General features: G+C 49.1%; 16 protein-coding genes. 5 read left to right on the top strand and 11 right to left on the bottom strand.

Annotation, left to right across the window (positions count from 1 at the left end; all coding sequences use genetic code 11):
• Positions 1 to 286: 286 nt before the first annotated feature.
• The 3 genes from EFER_RS17625 to kdgK form a co-directional block, all read right to left on the bottom strand.
• Positions 287 to 2,281, bottom strand: coding sequence for a hypothetical protein (locus EFER_RS17625; RefSeq protein WP_000950831.1), 1,995 nt, complete (start codon positions 2,279 to 2,281; stop codon positions 287 to 289).
• A complete protein-coding gene (locus EFER_RS17620) occupies positions 2,268 to 3,476 on the bottom strand; it encodes a DUF3142 domain-containing protein (protein WP_001140110.1) in 1,209 nt (402 codons plus the stop codon). The genes EFER_RS17625 and EFER_RS17620 overlap by 14 nt, the downstream gene beginning before the upstream one ends.
• Before the next feature lie 101 nt (positions 3,477 to 3,577).
• On the bottom strand, positions 3,578 to 4,507 hold the full coding sequence (gene kdgK, locus EFER_RS17615) for a 2-dehydro-3-deoxygluconokinase (RefSeq protein WP_000037559.1): 930 nt from the start codon (positions 4,505 to 4,507) through the stop codon (positions 3,578 to 3,580).
• Positions 4,508 to 4,712: 205 nt separating this feature from the next.
• Here kdgK and pdeH point away from each other — a divergent pair, with 205 nt between their 5' ends.
• Complete coding sequence (gene pdeH / locus EFER_RS17610; RefSeq protein WP_000977658.1) at positions 4,713 to 5,480, top strand: cyclic-guanylate-specific phosphodiesterase; 768 nt, start codon at positions 4,713 to 4,715, stop codon at positions 5,478 to 5,480.
• Positions 5,481 to 5,546: 66 nt separating this feature from the next.
• Positions 5,547 to 7,607, top strand: a complete 2,061-nt coding sequence (locus EFER_RS17605; protein WP_000196187.1) for an AsmA family protein — start codon at positions 5,547 to 5,549, stop codon at positions 7,605 to 7,607.
• A gap of 40 nt (positions 7,608 to 7,647) precedes the next feature.
• Here EFER_RS17605 and EFER_RS17600 read toward each other — a convergent pair whose 3' ends face one another.
• Together EFER_RS17600 and yhjD are read right to left on the bottom strand one after the other, a co-directional pair.
• Entirely contained in the window at positions 7,648 to 8,970 is a 1,323-nt protein-coding gene (locus tag EFER_RS17600; protein WP_001149028.1) for an MFS transporter, read from the bottom strand.
• Between the two features lie 273 nt (positions 8,971 to 9,243).
• Entirely contained in the window at positions 9,244 to 10,272 is a 1,029-nt protein-coding gene (gene yhjD, locus EFER_RS17595) for an inner membrane protein YhjD (protein ID WP_000191226.1), read from the bottom strand.
• A gap of 560 nt (positions 10,273 to 10,832) precedes the next feature.
• On the opposite strand from yhjD, the gene EFER_RS17590 reads away from it, so the two are divergent.
• Positions 10,833 to 11,435, top strand: coding sequence for a response regulator transcription factor (locus EFER_RS17590; protein ID WP_001167682.1), 603 nt, complete (start codon positions 10,833 to 10,835; stop codon positions 11,433 to 11,435).
• A gap of 32 nt (positions 11,436 to 11,467) precedes the next feature.
• On the opposite strand, the gene EFER_RS17585 is transcribed toward EFER_RS17590, so the two are convergent.
• Both EFER_RS17585 and EFER_RS17580 read right to left on the bottom strand, forming a co-directional pair.
• Positions 11,468 to 13,117, bottom strand: coding sequence for an alpha,alpha-trehalase (locus EFER_RS17585; protein WP_000934198.1), 1,650 nt, complete (start codon positions 13,115 to 13,117; stop codon positions 11,468 to 11,470).
• Between the two features lie 242 nt (positions 13,118 to 13,359).
• Complete coding sequence (locus tag EFER_RS17580; protein ID WP_000100286.1) at positions 13,360 to 14,361, bottom strand: permease; 1,002 nt, start codon at positions 14,359 to 14,361, stop codon at positions 13,360 to 13,362.
• 107 nt (positions 14,362 to 14,468) lie between these two features.
• Here EFER_RS17580 and EFER_RS17575 point away from each other — a divergent pair, with 107 nt between their 5' ends.
• Positions 14,469 to 14,789, top strand: a complete 321-nt coding sequence (locus EFER_RS17575) for an ArsR/SmtB family transcription factor (protein ID WP_001175590.1) — start codon at positions 14,469 to 14,471, stop codon at positions 14,787 to 14,789.
• Positions 14,790 to 14,809: 20 nt separating this feature from the next.
• Here the strand turns inward: EFER_RS17575 and arsC are convergent, their stop codons facing one another.
• The 3 genes from arsC to arsR are packed head-to-tail and all read right to left on the bottom strand — an operon-like array spanning position 14,810 to position 16,945.
• A complete protein-coding gene (gene arsC, locus EFER_RS17570; protein ID WP_000065781.1) occupies positions 14,810 to 15,235 on the bottom strand; it encodes a glutaredoxin-dependent arsenate reductase in 426 nt (141 codons plus the stop codon).
• A 12-nt stretch (positions 15,236 to 15,247) separates the two neighbouring features.
• Complete coding sequence (arsB, locus tag EFER_RS17565) at positions 15,248 to 16,537, bottom strand: arsenite/antimonite:H(+) antiporter ArsB (RefSeq protein ID WP_000922640.1); 1,290 nt, start codon at positions 16,535 to 16,537, stop codon at positions 15,248 to 15,250.
• Positions 16,538 to 16,591: 54 nt separating this feature from the next.
• Positions 16,592 to 16,945 carry an As(III)-sensing metalloregulatory transcriptional repressor ArsR gene (gene arsR / locus EFER_RS17560; RefSeq protein WP_000008962.1) on the bottom strand — a complete coding sequence of 118 codons (354 nt, stop codon included), beginning with the start codon at positions 16,943 to 16,945 and terminating at the stop codon, positions 16,592 to 16,594.
• Between the two features lie 741 nt (positions 16,946 to 17,686).
• Between arsR and dinQ the strand changes: the two genes are divergently transcribed.
• Positions 17,687 to 17,770, top strand: a complete 84-nt coding sequence (dinQ, locus tag EFER_RS17550) for a damage-inducible type I toxin DinQ (RefSeq protein WP_001295215.1) — start codon at positions 17,687 to 17,689, stop codon at positions 17,768 to 17,770.
• A 53-nt stretch (positions 17,771 to 17,823) separates the two neighbouring features.
• On the opposite strand, the gene gorA is transcribed toward dinQ, so the two are convergent.
• Positions 17,824 to 19,176, bottom strand: a complete 1,353-nt coding sequence (gene gorA / locus EFER_RS17545) for a glutathione-disulfide reductase (RefSeq protein WP_000160818.1) — start codon at positions 19,174 to 19,176, stop codon at positions 17,824 to 17,826.
• Between the last annotated feature and the right edge of the window lie 18 nt (positions 19,177 to 19,194).

Raw genomic sequence — 19,194 nt, 5'->3', positions numbered from 1 at the left:
TAAAACGAGTGACGGCATTCACTTATGAAAATATAATTCTATTCCATAATGTGAAAAGTACTTTTTACAAGAAATTGAACATTGTCATAAGTTTTTCATCGACAACATATTTCCTGTTAGTAATGGAAAGATTTTTACATGGTAATTTTAATAAACTTAAGTCCTATACTCTAAATAAATCGAATAGACTTTGCTCGATTTTCCAGACCTGATAAATCGTTGGAGTTGGGTGCCGCATCCGGCATAAACAAAGCGCACTTTGTCAAAAATCCGGCACCCTACAATTTCATCTCTTTATTAGCGCAGTAAAAAAAGGTTCTGGACAATCTTGACCAAAACTGGCTGCCCATGGAAATGCTTTTCCATTCTGCACATAGCGTTGCCAGAGTGCATGGTTTAATACCGGGTCGCGAAATTTTATCCAACTATTAGCATTGCATAATATTGCGGCCCAGGCTTGAGTTTTCGGATGTAATAAATCAGCGGCGTTTTCTGCCCACGCTACGGCCTGCCAGCGGTAATGCAAAAAATGCTCATCAGCGGTGGGGATGGCATGGTGAATACGTTGTTTTTCTTTACGACTTATCCACTGATCGTTATTGCTGTATTCAAAGGGTTCTGAATACTGCCCGCTGGTAATGGCATAATCGGGATACATTTCATAAGCCACTAATTCGATACCACTGAAACGCAAAAGCCGCGCAGCTTCGTATTGCGCCTGGGCGCGTTGCTTATCAGGGATATTTTTATTTTTTGCTATCGCCATTAAATCAGCCAGTTTTTGTGCGGCCTGGCGATAATTGGGAATATCAAACCAATTGATGGCCTGCTGGTACTGGCCATGACGAATTAGTCGTCTACCTAATAGCGCTCGTAATTTAACATCCGTTGGAATGATATCTGGCGAAATATAATAACCGTAACTGCTATTGTTTAAATCTACAGGTTTTAAAGGGTGCTGAGGTGCCGGTACGTTTTTTTCAACAAATGCCTGTAACTCCGGCAAGGTCAAAACGTTTTCTGCAACCCAGGCTAAATCGGCCCAATAGAGATCTTTGGCCTGGTAAAACAATGCGGCGGCCTGAAGATAATCATCGCGTTTTAATGCCAAAATCGCCTGCTCACTGGCAATACGGCAAGATGGGATAATAACTTTATCTCCATGATAATAAGGACTTTCCGGGTCCATACTTCCCCACACTTCATCGGTCGGGAACAGCGGGGCTGCGCGAGCATAGTGACGCGTTGCCAGTGGAATATCTCCGGCTCGTAATGCCATTTTTGCTTTTAACCATTCGCTTAATCCACTTTCTGGCGCATCCTCCAACAGCGTTTGTGCTAACGAATAATTTCCTGCCCGATACGCCAGTGCTGCCAGTCGATCGCTATAACTAAATCCTTTAACTCTGTGCTGACTCAGCAACTTAATTAAACGGTCGCGATGCGTTGGACAGGTATAATCTACAAGGTCCTCAGTACAGGCTTCGCTAACATACCCCCAGTCATGACGAATAAAGAGCTCTGCGATTACCAGTTGCTGAACCATAGGATCATTAATAACCGACTCCAGCAGTGGTAAATTTTTCTCCCTGGTTATATACAGCGAAATCATCCGTAGCGACGCTTTCCCGGAGGGCGAACCCTGGGCCGCTTGCCGGGCATACATTTTTACTGCCGCAGCGACATCACCTTTTTTCAGATAATAATGCCCAATCTGACCGAGACTGGCGAGAGAGAGCAATTCAGGATCGGCTGCTCCATTACGCACTTCTTCAATGATTTGCTGATAACGCTGTATGGCCTGCTCAGCAAGTTGTTGATTAAAGCCGCCTTTATTGATTATAAGATCGAGCTCGTCGTCAGAGGCATCAAATCCCCCCCTTGCCAGACTATATAGCGCAGCAAGACGCCATTCTCCTTGCTCTGTTTTCGGCAAGGCTAATAATTGCTGAAAGTATGGGCTATCGTATTTTCCCTGATGGAAATCCTTAGCTCCTGAATAATAAAGTTCCAGAGCCCGATTTTGCACAGGAGGTTCAGCATCATTATCTGTCTGCGTTGCCTCTTCAGGCGTATTTTCTTGCCATACTGGTAAACCAGGATCGCGTTTAACCAACTGTTGTACTTCAAAGACAAAACTGCCATTTGGCATTTCCAGCAGTGCGCTATTGCGGTCAGTTAACAGATGATTGGGAATAAATGGTCCACAGGCATTAACGTTGGCGTTAATTAGCGAGAGAAATACAACAACGGAAAGCCGCGATATTTTAGGGGATAACATTGAACTCTCCTTGTAAATTTGGGGTGCATCGCGCCCATCCCAGCGCACTGCTTTCACCAGCACGCAACTGCCTGGTACTGATGCGAATAAAACGTAACGAGGATGCGTTGGTTTGTGCCTGATAATGGCCTGCGCCATCAGCATATGTGCATTGAGCAGCAGGTAGCTCGATCTGTTGTGGCAATGGCGCGTCAATATCACCATTGTTTTTAATGGCCAAATCAATAAGTTGCTTGTCAGCCTGTGGCGAAATTATCAAAGACCAGCGCGGCGTCAGAGGTTTATGGTGAATAACGGCATCCAGGGTAGACAGGGACCAGGAACGGCGATCATTTGCCAGCGGGAGGCGGAACCAGATCAATCCCAGTACCCCTGAGGGCGGTTTTTGCTCCAGCTGTTGGGCAAAATCAGCCAACGTTTGTGGCGCCACACTCAGCTCCTGCAACTCTTGTGCAATATACAGTGGGGCTTCGCTTTCAATACGGTTATCGCGCGTCAGCGCAGAACCGTAAGCCGGCAGAGCGATGTAAAAAGGATGGGGAGAAATACGTGCATATTGCGTGCTCCAGCGCTTAGCCAGTTTACTGTCGAATAATCCCTGTTGCGGCGATAACACCGTATGCACCTGCAAAACAGAAATATCGGCGTCAGCCAGGAGCGCAGACAAATGTGGTGAATTCAGCCAGTCAGGTAACGCAGTAATACTGAGTTTTAATTCTGCAGGAAGATTCTGGCGCAATGTCCTTAGCAACTGTTGGTATTCCACCAGTTTTGCCGTTGGCGCATCGAAATCAATTTCAATGCCAGCCAGCTTAATACCCGCCTCTTTCCACTCATTCATTGTCCGTACAATGTTCTGCACAACATTTTGTTGATTAATATGAGAGAGCTGACCGTCCAGTCGTGCAACCAGCCAGACGGGGCGACCATCTTGTTTTATAAGTGTTTTATTAACGGCTGTGTAGCGTATACCTTCCTGAGGGTGAACTTGCAGCCCCAGAATGCGTAGTGTTGAGAACAGATTACGGCTCTGTTTTAGTGCGTCCTCATGTTGCGCGGTCCACAAACGCTGCCAGATATAGACTTGTTGATCGAGGGGGCGTGTTTTTTGCGGCATAAGCCGGGTCAGCAGCCCATATCCAGAGCCGATAAAAACGATGAGTGAAATGGCAAAAATCCATTTGCGAGAGGGCATTTGAACCCGCAATTCATGTGATCAATAACAGAAAGTATAATGCGGAACTATTTAGCGGAGAAATTATTCCATTAATATCTCCGCTATGATTGATGCGTTGTTTACTGAGGCATGGCTTCGCGAGGAATAATCGCCCCGCGATACTGAATAACGGTGCTGGCAGTCTGATGTCCGCGTTTTGCAGCGTCTTCAGCGTTGCCGCCTGTCAGGCGAACAGAGAGATAGCCTGCGCTAAAAGAGTCACCCGCTGCGGTGGTGTCAATGACCTTCTCTTTCGGCAGTTTCACCGCCGGAACGTCAATCAACGCTTCGCCAACAATAGAAACCAGGCAGGAGTCCGCACCGCGTTTCACAACCACTTCTTTCACGCCAGCTTTATGCGTTCTGGCAATCACGTCTTCAACCGGTTTGTTACCCCAGAGCGCATCTTCATCATCCAGAGTCAGGAAGGCGATGTCAGTACATTCCAGCATTTGCTGATAGACCTGTTGCGTCTCTTCTTTGCTGGCCCAAAGGCGCGGACGGTAGTTATTGTCGAAAATAACTTTGCCACCGTTGGCGCGGCATTCACGCAGTAGAGTCAGCAATTTCTCGCGACTCACCGGACTTAAAATCGCAAGGCTGATACCGCTCAGGTAGAGATAGTCAAATTTTGCCAGTTGCTGGCAAATGGCGGCAGATTGCTCGCTTTCCAGCCAGAATTTTGCCGCAGCTTCGTTGCGCCAGTAGTAGAAGGTGCGTTCGCCGGTGCTGTCGGTTTCGATGTAATAAAGACCCGGCAGGCGGTTTTCCATACGCTGGATCAGTGAAGTATCGACGTTTTCACCCTGCCAGGAGGTCAGCATCTGCTCACTGAAACTATCAGTGCCAAGTGCGGTGACATAGTGTACGGACAAATCCGAGGCTTTAACCTGACGAGCGATATAAACAGACGTATTCAGAGTGTCACCACCAAAACCACGGTGTACATCAGCGCCTTTCTCGGAAAGCTCAATCATGCATTCGCCAATGACGGCAATTTTTTTAGACATAGTTGTGCAACCTGCTCAGAAGAAAATTAGCGCTAGTGTGCGCTGCGGTAGGGGGATGGTCAACAATATTAAAACGCTGTTTTATTATTTTTTTGAACCAGTACAGATTCTGCAATGAATTCACTGATAACGGTGAGTAAAGTTCCGGACATGCGCGCCGATAACCATTGTTGGGTTCAGGCGCAAATACTTAATCACGGGACATTTGATGAAGCAGGTTATTCAGAAACTCAGCATCCCTGATACAAACATTGAAAGCTTACAGGAACGGCGCTTTTGGCTGCAATGTGAACGCGCTTATACCTGGCAACCTATCTACCATGTTCATGGGCGACTAATGGCTGTTGAGCCACTGACGGTAGTTACACATCCAGATAATCCAGATTTACGTATCGCCCCGGATCGGTATTTTGCAGAAGTTGCCGTCCGTCACCGCGTAGATGTCATAAAGGAACAGTTGCAAGCACTGGAACAAAAAGCGTCGTTTTTTCAAAAGAACGATCTGCTGGCCTCGGTGAATGTAGACGGCCCGACACTGCTGGCACTTCGCCAGCATCCAGAAATACTGGCATTTATGGAGCGTCATCCCTGGCTACGCTTTGAACTTGTTGAACATATCCGTCTGCCGAAAGAGGCCTCGCTGGCATCCCTCTGTGAGTTTGGCCCATTGTGGCTGGACGACTTTGGTACAGGAATGGCGAATTTCTCAGCCCTGAGCGAAGTACGTTATGACTACATCAAAGTGGCGCGGGAGCTGTTTATCATGCTGCGCCAGACCACCGAAGGGCGCAATTTGTTTAACATGTTGTTGCATCTGATGAATCGCTACTGTCGCGGTGTGATCGTCGAAGGTATCGAGACGCAGGAAGAGTGGCAAGACGTTCAGCGTTCACCAGCCTGTGCTGCACAGGGTTATTTTCTTTCACGCCCCGCCCCGCTGGATACACTGGAAGACGCCATCCTGTCGCTGTAGCTGCCTCATTTTCTGCCTGGCTGGTCTATCTTTAGGACTGGCAAGGAATTAATTGAGGAAGCGAATATGACAAGAGCAGGCAAAATAACCGCCAGCATCGTAGGGGCTTTCTTGTTGTTGATCGTCCTGGCTATTGTGTTGATTGCGACCTTTGACTGGAATCGCCTTAAACCGACCATCAACCAGAAAGTCTCTACTGAACTGAATCGCCCGTTCGCTATTCGGGGTGATTTAGGCGTGATATGGGAGCGGCAAAAACAGGAAACCGGCTGGCGCAGCTGGGTGCCGTGGCCCCATATACACGCGGAAGACATCATTCTCGGCAACCCACCAGATATTCCCGAAGTCACAATGGTGCATTTGCCACGCGTAGAGGCAACACTGGCACCGCTGGCGCTGCTGACTAAAACGGTCTGGCTGCCGTGGGTCAAACTCGAAAAGCCCGACGCGCGCCTGATTCGCCTCTCCGAAAAGAACAATAACTGGACGTTTAATCTCGCCAACGATGACAACAAAGACGCGAATGCAAAGTCGTCGGCGTGGTCGTTTCGGCTGGATAATATTCTGTTCGATCAAGGGCGGATCGCCATTGATGACAAAGTAAGCAAAGCGGATCTGGAAATTTTTGTCGATCCGTTAGGCAAGCCGCTGCCGTTCAGCGAAGTTACCGGTTCGAAAGGGAACGCGGACAAAGAGAAGGTCGGCGATTACGTTTTTGGCCTGAAGGCGCAGGGACGTTATAACGGCGAACCACTCACGGGTAAGGGGAAAATTGGCGGTATGCTGGCACTACGCGGCGAAGGTACACCGTTTCCGGTACAGGCTGATTTTCGCTCCGGGAATACTCGCGTCGCTTTTGATGGCGTCGTGAATGATCCAATGAAAATGGGCGGGGTCGATTTACGGCTTAAATTTTCTGGCGATTCGCTGGGTGATCTCTATGAACTGACGGGCGTTCTGCTGCCCGATACCCCGCCGTTTGAAACGGATGGTCGGCTGGTAGCGAAAATCGACACTGGAAAATCGTCGGTCTTTGATTATCGGGGCTTTAACGGGCGCATTGGTGATAGCGATATTCACGGTTCTCTGGTCTACACCACCGGCAAGCCACGGCCAAAGCTGGCAGGTGATGTCGAGTCGCGGCAATTGCGGCTGGCAGATTTAGGGCCGTTAATTGGCGTTGATTCCGGGAAAGGGGCAGAAAAATCAAAGCGGTCTGAACAGAAGAAGGGCGAAAAAAGCGTTCAGCCTGCGGGCAAAGTGCTGCCTTATGACCGCTTCGAAACCGATAAATGGGACGTTATGGATGCCGATGTTCGCTTCAAAGGGCGACGCATTGAACATGGCAGTAGTCTGCCGATTAGCGATCTTTCTACTCATATCATCCTCAAAAATGCTGACCTGCGCCTGCAACCGCTGAAATTTGGCATGGCGGGCGGCAGCATTGCGGCGAATATTCATCTGGAGGGCGATAAAAAACCGATGCAGGGGCGGGCGGATATTCAGGCTCGTCGGCTGAAATTGAAAGAACTGATGCCCGATGTGGAACTGATGCAGAAGACGCTGGGGGAAATGAACGGTGACGCGGAACTACGCGGTAGCGGTAACTCGGTGGCGGCGCTTTTAGGCAACAGTAACGGCAACCTGAAACTGTTGATGAATGACGGGCTGGTGAGCCGCAACCTGATGGAGATTGTTGGGCTGAATGTCGGCAACTACATTGTCGGTGCGATATTTGGTGACGATGAGGTGCGGGTGAACTGCGCGGCGGCGAATCTGGATATTGCCAACGGCGTGGCGCGTCCGCAGATTTTCGCTTTTGATACCGAGAATGCGTTGATCAATGTTACCGGCACGGCAAGTTTTGCTTCGGAACAGCTGGATTTAACTATCGATCCAGAAAGTAAAGGGATTCGCATTATCACGCTGCGTTCGCCGCTGTATGTGCGTGGGACGTTTAAAAATCCGCAGGCTGGGGTGAAAGCCGGGCCGTTGATTGCCCGTGGTGCTGTTGCGGCGGCACTGGCAACGCTGGTTACGCCAGCGGCAGCATTGCTGGCACTGATCTCACCTTCCGAAGGGGAGGCTAATCAGTGCCGGACAATTTTGTCGCAGATGAAGAAGTGATGATAGTTGCCGGATGTCTGACATCCGGCAGTTAAAACGACTACAACGACTGGTGCCGCGTCTCATGCGTTAACAGCAGGGCAATTAACGTCAGTCCGGCCATCGCCGCCAGATATAACCCCACCGCGCCTAACCCATAGTTAGTCTGCAACCAGGCCGCGATATACGGCGCAACAGACGCCCCGAGAATCGACGATACGTTATAAGAGAACGATGCTCCGGTATAACGGACTTCCGTCGGGAACAACTCCGGCAGAAGCGCCCCCATCGGACCAAAGGTCAGGCCCATCAAACTCAAGCCCAGCAGCAGGAAAACAAACACCAATGCCGGATTACCAGAACCCAACAGTGGGTTAAAGGCAAACAGGGCAAACAGAATGATAAGCGTAGTGATCACCACCATACTTTTACGGCGACCAAAAGCATCTGCCAGCAGACCCGCCAACGGAACCATCACTGCAAAACCGATAACCGCCATCATCAACATCCACAGTACTTCGTTACGCGGTAAACCAAGGCCAACAGGCGCCGCTGCGGTACTGAAGGTCATTGAGTAGACAGTCATGATGTAAAACAACGTGTAGGTTGCCAGCATAATGAACGTACCCAGTACGGTTACGCGAACATGTTTAGTCAGCAATGTACCCAGCGGGATCTTCACCTGTTTTTTCGCTTTAGCGACTTTCTCAAACACCGGTGATTCATGCAGTGAAACGCGAACATACAAGCCAATAATGACCAGCACGGCGGAGAAGATAAACGGTACGCGCCATCCCCAGCTCATAAATTGCTCATCGGTCAGTATCCACGAAAGCAGCAGGAATGTGCCGTTAGCAAAGAAGAAGCCAATTGGCGCACCCAACTGCGGGAAAGAGCCGTACAGTGCACGCTTACGCGGTGGCGCGTTTTCGGTCGCCAGAAGTGCTGCGCCTCCCCATTCCCCCCCCAGCCCAAGCCCCTGGCCAAAACGCGCCAGCGCCAGCAATAATGGCGCAAAAATACCAATGGTTGCGTAACCTGGCAGCAGGCCAATTAACACCGTGGAGATCCCCATCGTCAGCAAAGACGCTACCAGTGTAGTTTTACGCCCCACGCGGTCGCCGAAGTGACCAAACACTGCTGAGCCTATCGGTCGCGCCACAAAGGCGATGGCAAAAGTGGCAAGTGACTGTAATGTGGCGGCGGTTGGATCGCCCTGCGGGAAGAAGATATGCGGAAATACGATAACTGCCGCAGTGGCATAGATATAGAAGTCAAAGAACTCAATGGCAGTACCGATGAGTGAGGCGACCAGAACTTTATTACGCGAGTTTACCGGCGTGAATTCCTGGTTATTTTCGAGTGTTGTGGCTGTTGCTTGCATAATATTTTCTTATTTTTTGACGAACGAATGGTCATATTACGCACAGCAAAAGTGATATTTCAATGTGTAACAAAACACGTGAGCGGCCAAAATTCCGACAAAAAGGGGATAATGTTTGCGCGAGCATAATAACTTCCATGAAATGCTTCACACAATTGAAAATATAGTCAATAAAACTGGTTTTTAGTTAAATAAAAGTTAAGGACTGGATTTATATTCTGACTTGATGAATCGGGCTGGAATTTTACGTTTTTAATCAGCCCGATGAATAGATTATGCGTGGTTTTTGCCTGGCATTCGGGGATCGTCTTTATATTGCGCGGTAGCAATCCATGCCGCACAGAAAAGTGTCAGGCGGGCAAAGAAGTAGAAGAACGCCATCAGACCGAGTACCGAACCAAAGGCGGCACCGGAGGGGGATTTCATCAGCGATGGCAGAGTGTAAGTCATCACAATTTTGATCACTTCAAAACCAATGGCGGCAATAAATGTTCCACGGATCAACGCTCTGCGACGTGGGCGATGGCGTGGAAGGCGCCAGAAAATCCAGAAGAAAAGCAGATAATTGGCAAAAATCGAAATAGCCAGACCAATTAAGCGCCATGTCGGTTTCAGCCACTCAATACTGTTGAGATGCAGTGTGTTAATGATCAATTGCTGCGCAGAACCGGCGATTGACGTGATGGACAGTGTCACGATTAAAGCAATCAGCAAGCCAATTAATGAGATAAAGTCACGCAGGTACTTCAGCCAAAACTTCTCCTGGTCCTGCGGTGTACGTTCCCAGACATCCCGTGACTGCGCACGGATGGCCTCACGCAGATTACCCATCCAGTTAATACCCGAATAAAGTGCGACAGCCAGCCCCACCAGACCAACAGTCGTACGCTGTTGCACGGCGGTATTAATGGTATTTTTCAATGTGGCGGCAAGGGCAGGATCACTGATGTTAAGCAGAATTTTATTAAAAATATCCTGTAACAGCATGGGGTGAGAAGCGAGGACAAAACCTGCCGCTGCAAATGACACCATCAAAATGGGGATCATCGATAAAAATGAGAAATAGGTGATCGCCGCACCGAACTGATTTCCAAGGCGATCGTTAAAACGTTCAGTTGCACGGATTAGATGGGCGATGGTTGGCTGGCGCTGAATTTTTTCTGCCGTGGAAGTCAATATTTTCAGCGTTTCACCGGCTTTACTGCTCGCCTCATTTTCGTAGTGCGCTTCGTTCTGCACGGGGTGAATCGGCTTATGTTCCAGTTCCTGAGTCGGACGTTTTAGATCATTTTCCTGCGTCATCAGGTTGTTGTTCCTTTTGTAGCTCATTTTGCAAAAAGTATAGCCTGGTCAATCCACATCGTTTTTCATTGACTTGCCCAGCCACATCCATAAAAAGATGTACACGACGGGAAAGATTGCGGTGATGCGGAGAGAGTTGCGCGATATAGCGGATCATGGCGTGAGCAGTGAGATCATCAGTTCTGGTTCATTCACCGCACCAACACGTACCACACAGTCAAAATTTTCATGAATAATATCTCTATTCTAAATAATTCGAGAGCATTTGCTGCAACCAGAATTATTTAGCGAAAACACACCCTGTGCTGGGCGCAGTCACCGTATATAAATCAGAGCTTATCTTTTTTCGGTAAAAATAAGGAATTCCTTAATTAAAAGGCCAGATTGTGCCCTGACATGTAATTCTGCGACACGACATGTAACTATTTATAACCGTTACTTTTTTCCAGCGTGACTATCTGTAGAATGGCCCCCGCCAAATGGCGAATTCTTATTTTACCTCACGGGTAATACCCTTCCACTCTCTAAGACATTTATCGCATCCCGGTGGAGAAAGAGTTATGCAAATCGTAATGTTTGACAGGCAGTCAATATTTATTCATGGAATGAAGATCAGTTTATCGCAACGTATTCCAGGTATAAGTATCCAGGGTGTCAGTCAGGCAGATGAGCTCTGGCAAAAACTGACAGAAAACCCCGAGGCATTGATGATGCTTGATGGTGACCTGGAAATAGAGTTTTGTTACTGGTTACTTGAGAAGACTGTGCAACAATTTCCTCAACTGAAAGTGTTAGTTACAGCTTCTGATTGCGGCAAAAAAGGCCTGGCTGAACTCACTCAGTTTAATGTGCTGGCAGTCGTGCCACGAGACTCCGGTGCCGAAACTTTTGCGTTGGCGCTTAACAGCGTTGTGATGGGCATGATGTTTTTACCCGGTGACTGGCTGAGTATGCCCGAAACCGAATCACGGGATATTAAAACACTGAGTGTCCGGCAGCGTGAAATATTAACGATGCTTGCCGCCGGGGAGTCCAATAAAGAGATTGGGCGGGCGTTAAATATCAGCACCGGAACGGTGAAAGCCCATCTGGAATCACTGTACCGACGGCTGGATGTTAAAAATCGTACCCAGGCGGCGATGATGTTAAATCACCTTTCCTGAATCCTGGGCTTAAAGCCGGGTACTGCCTGGCTTTAAGGTTCACCATAGAGGCTGATTAACCGCCGGACAACACCGTTTGTCCAGCCAAAACCATCCTGTAATGGATATTCACCACCGCCCCCTTCACGCGGTGTACCGCCCGCAATGTGATACTTCTCGATAAGCTTATGATGCTGTTGATAAAACAGGTTTACAGTTTGTAACCAGCTATGGGCAATTTCATCGCCAAGATGGTCATCACCATACATTTTAAAGCCCTGAATCGCCATCCATTGCAGCGGTGCCCAGCCGTTGGGTTTATCCCACTGTTCGCCTGTTTCATACTCTGTCGCTAATATGCCGCCTGGTGTTAAAAGACGGTTGCGGACAGCATCGCCCAACCGATCTGCCTGTTCATGGCTCGCCATACCAACATACAGCGGCACAATTGCAGCGGCAGAAAACAGAGCTAACTGCTCGCGTCGCCAGTCGTAATCACGGTAAATACCATTTTCATCATCCCAGAGATAACGGTTTACCGCATCGCGGCGGGCGTTGGCTTTCTGGCGAAACAGTGTTTCCGTCTCCTTATCGCCTTTTAGCGCTGAGATATTGGCGATAGCACTCTCCAGTTTGAACAGAAACGCGTTGAGATCGATGGGAATAAACTGTGTTGTGCGAATACTTGCCAGCCGTCCGGCATCACGTAGCCAACGGGAGGAGTAATCCCAGCCGGAAGCTGCGCCTGCACGCAAATCACGATACACCTCATTAGGAGGGCGACCAGAATGTTTTGCCGTTTCCACATCCTCCAGCCACGACTCATCGCGTGGGGTATCGCGGTCATCCCAGTAACGATTGAGCAGCGAGCCGTCAGGCATTCTTACCACATGACGATAGGCTTGATTAGGGATAAGTGACTCTGCGCCATCCATCCAAAAGGCATATTCCATTTTCAGATGGTCCAGGTAACGGCGTGCGCCGCGTACGCCATCTTCTTCAAACAGTTCCACCATCAAAGCAAAAACGGGTGGCTGCGAGCGGCTTAAATAGTAGGTACGGTTGCCATTAGGGATATGACCATAGTTTTCGATCATCCAGGCAAAGTTATCAGCCATGCATTTCAGCAAATCTTCGCGGCCACTTTCCGCCAGCCCCAGCATGGTGAAGTAGGAATCCCAGTAGTACGTTTCGCTAAATCGTCCGCCGGGAACGATATAGGATTGCGGTAGCGCCAACAGTGATGACCAGGGAATATGATCCTGTGGTTCGCGGGTGAGTACAGGCCATAGCTGGTCAATGTGCTCTTTCAGGGAGTTCTCCGGGTTAGAGACATACTCGCTGGAATAGACTTCCGGTAGCCAGAAGTGATTTTCCACAAACTGGCGTAAATCGAAATCCCGGTGACGACGGACTTTGCGATAGCGAATTAAAATATCGAGCGGGTCCATTTTCGGTGCGCAGTCAGGAAACGTTTTGCTGTCGGGAAAAATTTTCGCCGACTGCACGTGCTCAAACAGTTCGAGATAACGGTCGGCAGGTGTCAGAGCATCGGAGGCAGGAAGCCCCTCAATCATCTCTGGCTCCGGTTCTGCTTCTATCATCTCATCCAGTTTTAACTCATACGGATCCAGTTCATAGCAGAGATCGATCTCGATCATCAGTTCGTCTGGATTAGGATTTTGGATTTTCTGATTGAGCATAAGGATCCGACCTCCGAAATTGATCACTTAAAATCGGGTTTTCCTTTAAGGGTAGTCATTCGCTCCGATGGTGGGGGGACAAAGCGTGCGGTGGATCACGTTTCCTGACAGAGTAAAAAATATAACCCATTAATATAAATAGACATTAATGAAAAAATATTCTCTCGCTATTATTTATTTTCAGAAAATTCAATCCTTATGCCGCCCAAAGAATGATACGCCGTTGGCAAAATTTTTCAGTTTTAAAACAGGGCTTGAGTCAAATATCCCATAAGAATAGCCATACCTAATATAACCGTCAGGAATGCAGCTATCATCGGCATTCTGAACATAGATTTAAGTAATATCACTTCTGTCAAACTTGCTCCGGCACTGCCGATGATTAATGCCATTAATGCCCCCAGACCCATTCCTTTTGTCATCAGAACAGATGCCAGAGGGATAACTGCCTCAGCCCGGATATACAGCGGAATACCGACAACGGCGCTCAATGGGATGGCGAAGGGATTATCTGCCCCTGCATGAGCGGCAATCCACTCTGAGGGAATAAAGCCATAAATAAAAGAGCCTATTAACACCCCTAACAAAAGATATGGCAGTACATCTTTAAACTGTTGCAACGCATCTTTGGTGGCTAGTTTTATGGGATTAATACTTACCACAGCTTTGGTACTGCAACAGTTTACTACAGGTTTCTCAATGGCTTTAGCCGCTGGACTACAGCAACTCACTTTTATTGGCGTATATGTCGTCCCCGGCGAAGTTTTGGCTGGAGAGCAACAATTTGCTGATGAGCTTTTACTGGCAATGATATGACGTTCAAATCTCAGAGAATCCAGGATAATACTGGCAAGTACGGAGACGCCGGCGGCGATAATCGCGTACAACAAGGTAACTTTCCAACCAAAGGTCACCCACATTAACCCGACGATAATGGGATTAAGTAACGGTGAAACAAATAAAAAAGTGAGAGTCGGACCAAACCCGGCTTTCGCTGACAACAATCCACGTAGCATGGGTATTGTCGAGCAACTACAGAACGGGGTAACGGCTCCCAACAGAGCAGCCAGGAGATAGCCTCTCCCTTTTCTGGCCCCCATCATCTGCTGGATTTTATGGTCTGGCACCTTTTGTCTTATCAGGCTGACACCGGCACTAATCACTATAAACAGCAAAGAAAGCTCGACGGCGAGAAACACAAACATCTCTGCGGCATCTTGCAGCATCGCAAGCCAACTACTCATACGTAACCTCATTGAATAAAACTATATTTCCAGAATAATCGAAATGAGATTCAGATCAAGATATTTCTGGTATTATCGAAATATCAACCAGACAGAGGGGGTGACACATGCAATTGGAAGAGGTCGCTAAGGCACTGAAAGAGTTAGGTCATCCGACCCGTTTGTTCATATTTAAGCATCTGGTCAAAGCGGGGGAACAAGGTTTGCCGGTCGGTGAGTTGCAAAAGCAGCTTGGGATACCCGGCTCTACACTCAGTCACCATATTTCAGCACTGGTATCGGTAGGGTTGGTCAAACAAAACCGTGAGAGTCGGACGCTGATGTGTGTTTCGCAATACGCAATGCTGGAAGCGATAATTGAATTTTTACGTGAGGAGTGCTGCGTAAACAGCAAAACAGATGGCGAAGGAGCCACGAAGAACAAATAAGGGGGCATATCCCCCTTTAGTTATTTCAGGCGTTTACCCGCTTCATCAACCACTTTCTCGCCATCTTCCTTGGTGAACGCGCCTTGTTGCGCATCTGGCAGAATTTCCAGCACGACTTCTGAAGGGCGGCACAGGCGAGTTCCCAGCGACGTCACTACAATCGGGCGATTAATCAGAATCGGGTGCTGAAGCATAAAGTCGATTAACTGATCGTCAGTAAATTTATCTTCTGCAAGGCCCAGTTCCTCATACGGCTCAACGTTTTTACGCAACAGCGCACGAACGGAAATCCCCATATCGGCAATGAGCTTGATCAGTTCATCGCGTGTGGGTGGAGTTTCCAGATAATAGATAATGGTCGGTTCTGTACCGCTGTTGCGAATCATCTCCAGCGTATTACGCGACGTGCCGCAGGCCGGGTTGTGATAAATAGTAATGTTGCTCATATCAGTATCTCATTACGATGTGAAAGAGAGACGAAGCGCCAGCGCGGCGAGCGTCACAAACAGCACCGGTAGGGTCATGATAATCCCTGTACGGAAGTAATATCCCCAGCTGATAGTCATATTCTTCTGCGAAAGTACGTGCAGCCAGAGCAGCGTTGCCAGGCTACCAATCGGTGTAATTTTCGGCCCCAAATCGCAGCCAATCACGTTGGCATAAACCATCGCCTCTTTGATGACACCAGACGCCGTGCTGCCATCAATGGACAACGCGCCAACCAGTACCGTCGGCATATTGTTCATAATAGAAGAGAGGAAGGCGGTGAGGAATCCGGTACCGAGCGTCGCGGCCCACAGGCCGTTATCCGCCAGCACGTTGAGTACGTCAGAAAGATATTCCGTTAGTCCGGCATTGCGCAGGCCGTAAACCACCAGATACATGCCGAGCGAGAAGATGACAATCTGCCAGGGGGCACCGCGCAGCACTTTACCCGTATTAATCGCATGACCGCGTTTAGCGACGGCAAATAATATCAGCGCGCCTACTGCCGCAATAGCGCTTACCGGAATGCCGAGCGGTTCCAGGACGAAAAATCCCACCAGCAGAAGCAGTAAAACAACCCAGCCAGTTTTGAACGTCGCAGGATCTTTAATCGCATCTGCGGGAGATTTTAGCAGCGCCATGTCGTAGTTCTGCGGAATATCTTTGCGAAAAAAGAGATGCAGCATCACCAGCGTGGCAACAATCGCGGCGATATCCACCGGCACCATCACCGAGGCATATTCGCGAAAGCCGAGGTCAAAGAAATCTGCTGAAACGATATTCACCAGATTGGAGACAATAAGCGGCAGGCTGGCGGTATCGGCAATGAATCCGGCCGCCATAACAAACGCCAGCGTAGTGCCTTTGCTGAACCCTAAAGCCAGCAGCATGGCGATGACAATCGGCGTCAAAATAAGCGCCGCGCCATCATTGGCAAACAGGGCCGCAACGGTAGCACCGAGCAGGACAATCCAGGTAAACAGCAAGCGACCGCGCCCATTGCCCCAGCGTGAGACGTGCAGCGCCGCCCATTCAAAAAAGCCGGACTCATCCAGCAGCAGGCTGATGATAATGACGGCAATAAACGCAGCCGTCGCGTTCCAGACGATATTCCACACCACCGGAATATCGCCCGGATGGACCACGCCAGTAACTAACGCCAGTACGGCGCCCAGTGTCGCACTCCAGCCGATGCCTAAACCTTTCGGCTGCCAGATAACCAATACGATGGTCAGGACAAAGATAGCGCCCGCCAGTAACATCATGCCTCCTGGATAAAACACATTCGAATATTCATATGTGTTTAGATAAATTTTTTAACTACAAATGTTCTTACTGTCTGCGGAACAATTTTGTCTGACGAGGTTACGGACAATCACCTGAACCTTTTCCTGTTCGCATCGCCAGGCCTGCTCAATAATTTTCGCCGCCCATGCTGGAATATGCGGCGATAAACGGTAATGAACCCACTTTCCTTGCTTGCGGTCCAGCAATAGCCCACTTTCACGTAGTAATGCCAGATGGCGGGAGATCTTGGGCTGCGACTGATCGAGGGCAGTGCAGAGATCGCAGACGCATAACTCACCCAGTTCGCTGAGCAGTAAAACGATGCCCAGACGGGTTTCATCGGCAAGAATTTTGAAGAGTTGGATGGGTAACAGAAATGACATATTACGCTCCTGATTGTTGCACTTAGTGTCTCTCTTCGAAGCGGATAAGTCAAAAACATATATGACTTAACGAATATGTAAGTGTAGAGAAAGGTATAGGTGTGAATTAAGCGTTGGGTGTTCATTTGAAAGGAAGTCTGAATCAGGATGTAAAAAAACCGACTTTGCGTCGGTTTTTTACTCTTCAGCCAGAGTTGGTGGCTCTGGCTGGAGTGAGAATGCCCACATCTAACGGTTCAATACTATTAGCCAGTGGCTAACATTGCAAGCGTTAGCGATTTCTTCAGCTGGCGAAGGGACAGTTTGCTATACATGGTGGTGAAAGAGGATTGATATACTTTCATCGGGTCGCTGCCGTACCAAGCCTTGTCCGAATCCGGACGTAAAAAAACCGACTTCGCGTCGGTTTTTTTACTCTTCAGCCCTGAGTTGGTGGCTCTGGCTGGAGTGAGATAGCCATCATCTAACACATCAATGCTAATACCATACTGAAACTATTGCAAGGACATGCTGGTTTTATAACCCGCAAGTACTGTATGATTATCCAGTTGGCTCTGAGGCATTTTCACTCTGGCAATGCGCATAAACGCTTTCAAAGTCCTGATCAGTGGTACGGGTGGTGCCGTTAACTGATGCTCTGGCCGGAGTGAGATTGCCCACATCTAACAATGAGGCATGCACCGTCACAGGCAGTGGATGAGTAAGCGGATGCATTCTCACTCCATCGCATGGAGAAAACGGGTGATTGATAAAGCAATCATCGTTCTTGGGGCGTTAATTGCGCTGCTGGAACTGATCCGCTTCCTGCTTCAGCTTCTGAACTGATAGCGGAAACGTAGCTAAGGGCAAAGAGCACACCACTCTTTGCCCTTTAACATTTAACGCATGGTAACGAACTCTTCTGCCGCCGTTGGGTGAATGGCGACGGTATTGTCGAAGTCTTTTTTGGTTGCGCCCATCTTCAGCGCCACCGCGAAGCCCTGCAACATTTCATCCATACCAAAGCCAATGCCATGAATACCGACAATCTTCTCTTCCGGTCCAACGCACACCAGCTTCATGCGGCACGGCTGGCGGTGAGTGGTGACGGCGGTATACATCGCGGTGAAAGAGGATTTATACACTTTCACCTGATCGTCGCCGTATTGCTCGCGCGCCTGCGGTTCCGTTAAACCAACAGTCCCAATCGGCGGATGACTGAAGACCACGGTCGGAATGTTGCTGTAATCCAGATGCTCATCCGGCTTGTTATTAAACAGGCGTTCAGAGAGGCGGCGGCCTGCTGCAACTGCCACCGGTGTTAGTTCCACTGCGCCCGTGTTATCGCCCACCGCGTAAATACCTTTAACGCTGGTATTTTGATATTTATCGACGACGATATAACCTTTTTCGTTGGTTTTTACGCCAGCGGCTTCGAGGTTAATGTTGTCATTGGCAGGCTCGCGACCAATCGCCCAAATCAGGCAATCCACCGTTTCACTGCGACCATCTTCCAGCTCCAGCGTCAGGCTGCCGTCGGCATTTTTCACTACCGCTTTCGGGATGGCGTTGGTGTGCAACTGCGGGCCTTCGCTGTTCATCACTTCGACCAGCGTTTCAGAGATCATCGGGTCGAAGCTGCGCAGCGGCGCATGTTTACGCACAAACAGATGCGTCTTCGCACCGAGGCCGTTAATCACGCCCGCCAGTTCAACGGCGATATAACCCGCGCCAACAACCGCCACGCGCTCTGGCAAAGCAGGAAGGGCAAAGAAACCATCAGAATCAATACCGTATTCCACGCCCGGAATATCCGGGTGGCTCGGACGACCACCGGTGGCGATCAGAATATGATCGGCCGTGATGGTTTCGCCGTTTACCTCCAGCGTTTTGGCATCAACGAAGCGGGCAAAGCCTTTGATTACATCAACGTTATTTTTACCGAGCACGTTTTCATAGGAGGTATGAATACGGTCGATATAGGCGGTACGGCTGGCGATCAACGTTTCCCAGTTGAACTTATTGATGGTGGTATCGAAACCGTAATCCGGGCCGTACATGTGGATCGCTTCACGGATTTGCGCCGCGTGCCACATCACTTTTTTCGGTACGCAGCCAACATTCACGCAGGTGCCGCCCAGTTCTTTGGCTTCAATCAGCGCGCATTTCTGGCCGTACATAGCCGCGCGGTTGATGGAGGCGATACCGCCGCTGCCGCCGCCGATGGCGATGTAATCATAGTGTTTAGTCATGACATATTGTCCTTATCG

Source organism: Escherichia fergusonii ATCC 35469, from assembly GCF_000026225.1.
GTDB classification, from domain to species: Bacteria; Pseudomonadota; Gammaproteobacteria; order Enterobacterales; family Enterobacteriaceae; genus Escherichia; species Escherichia fergusonii.
This window is presented reverse-complemented; position numbering and strand designations above follow the sequence as displayed.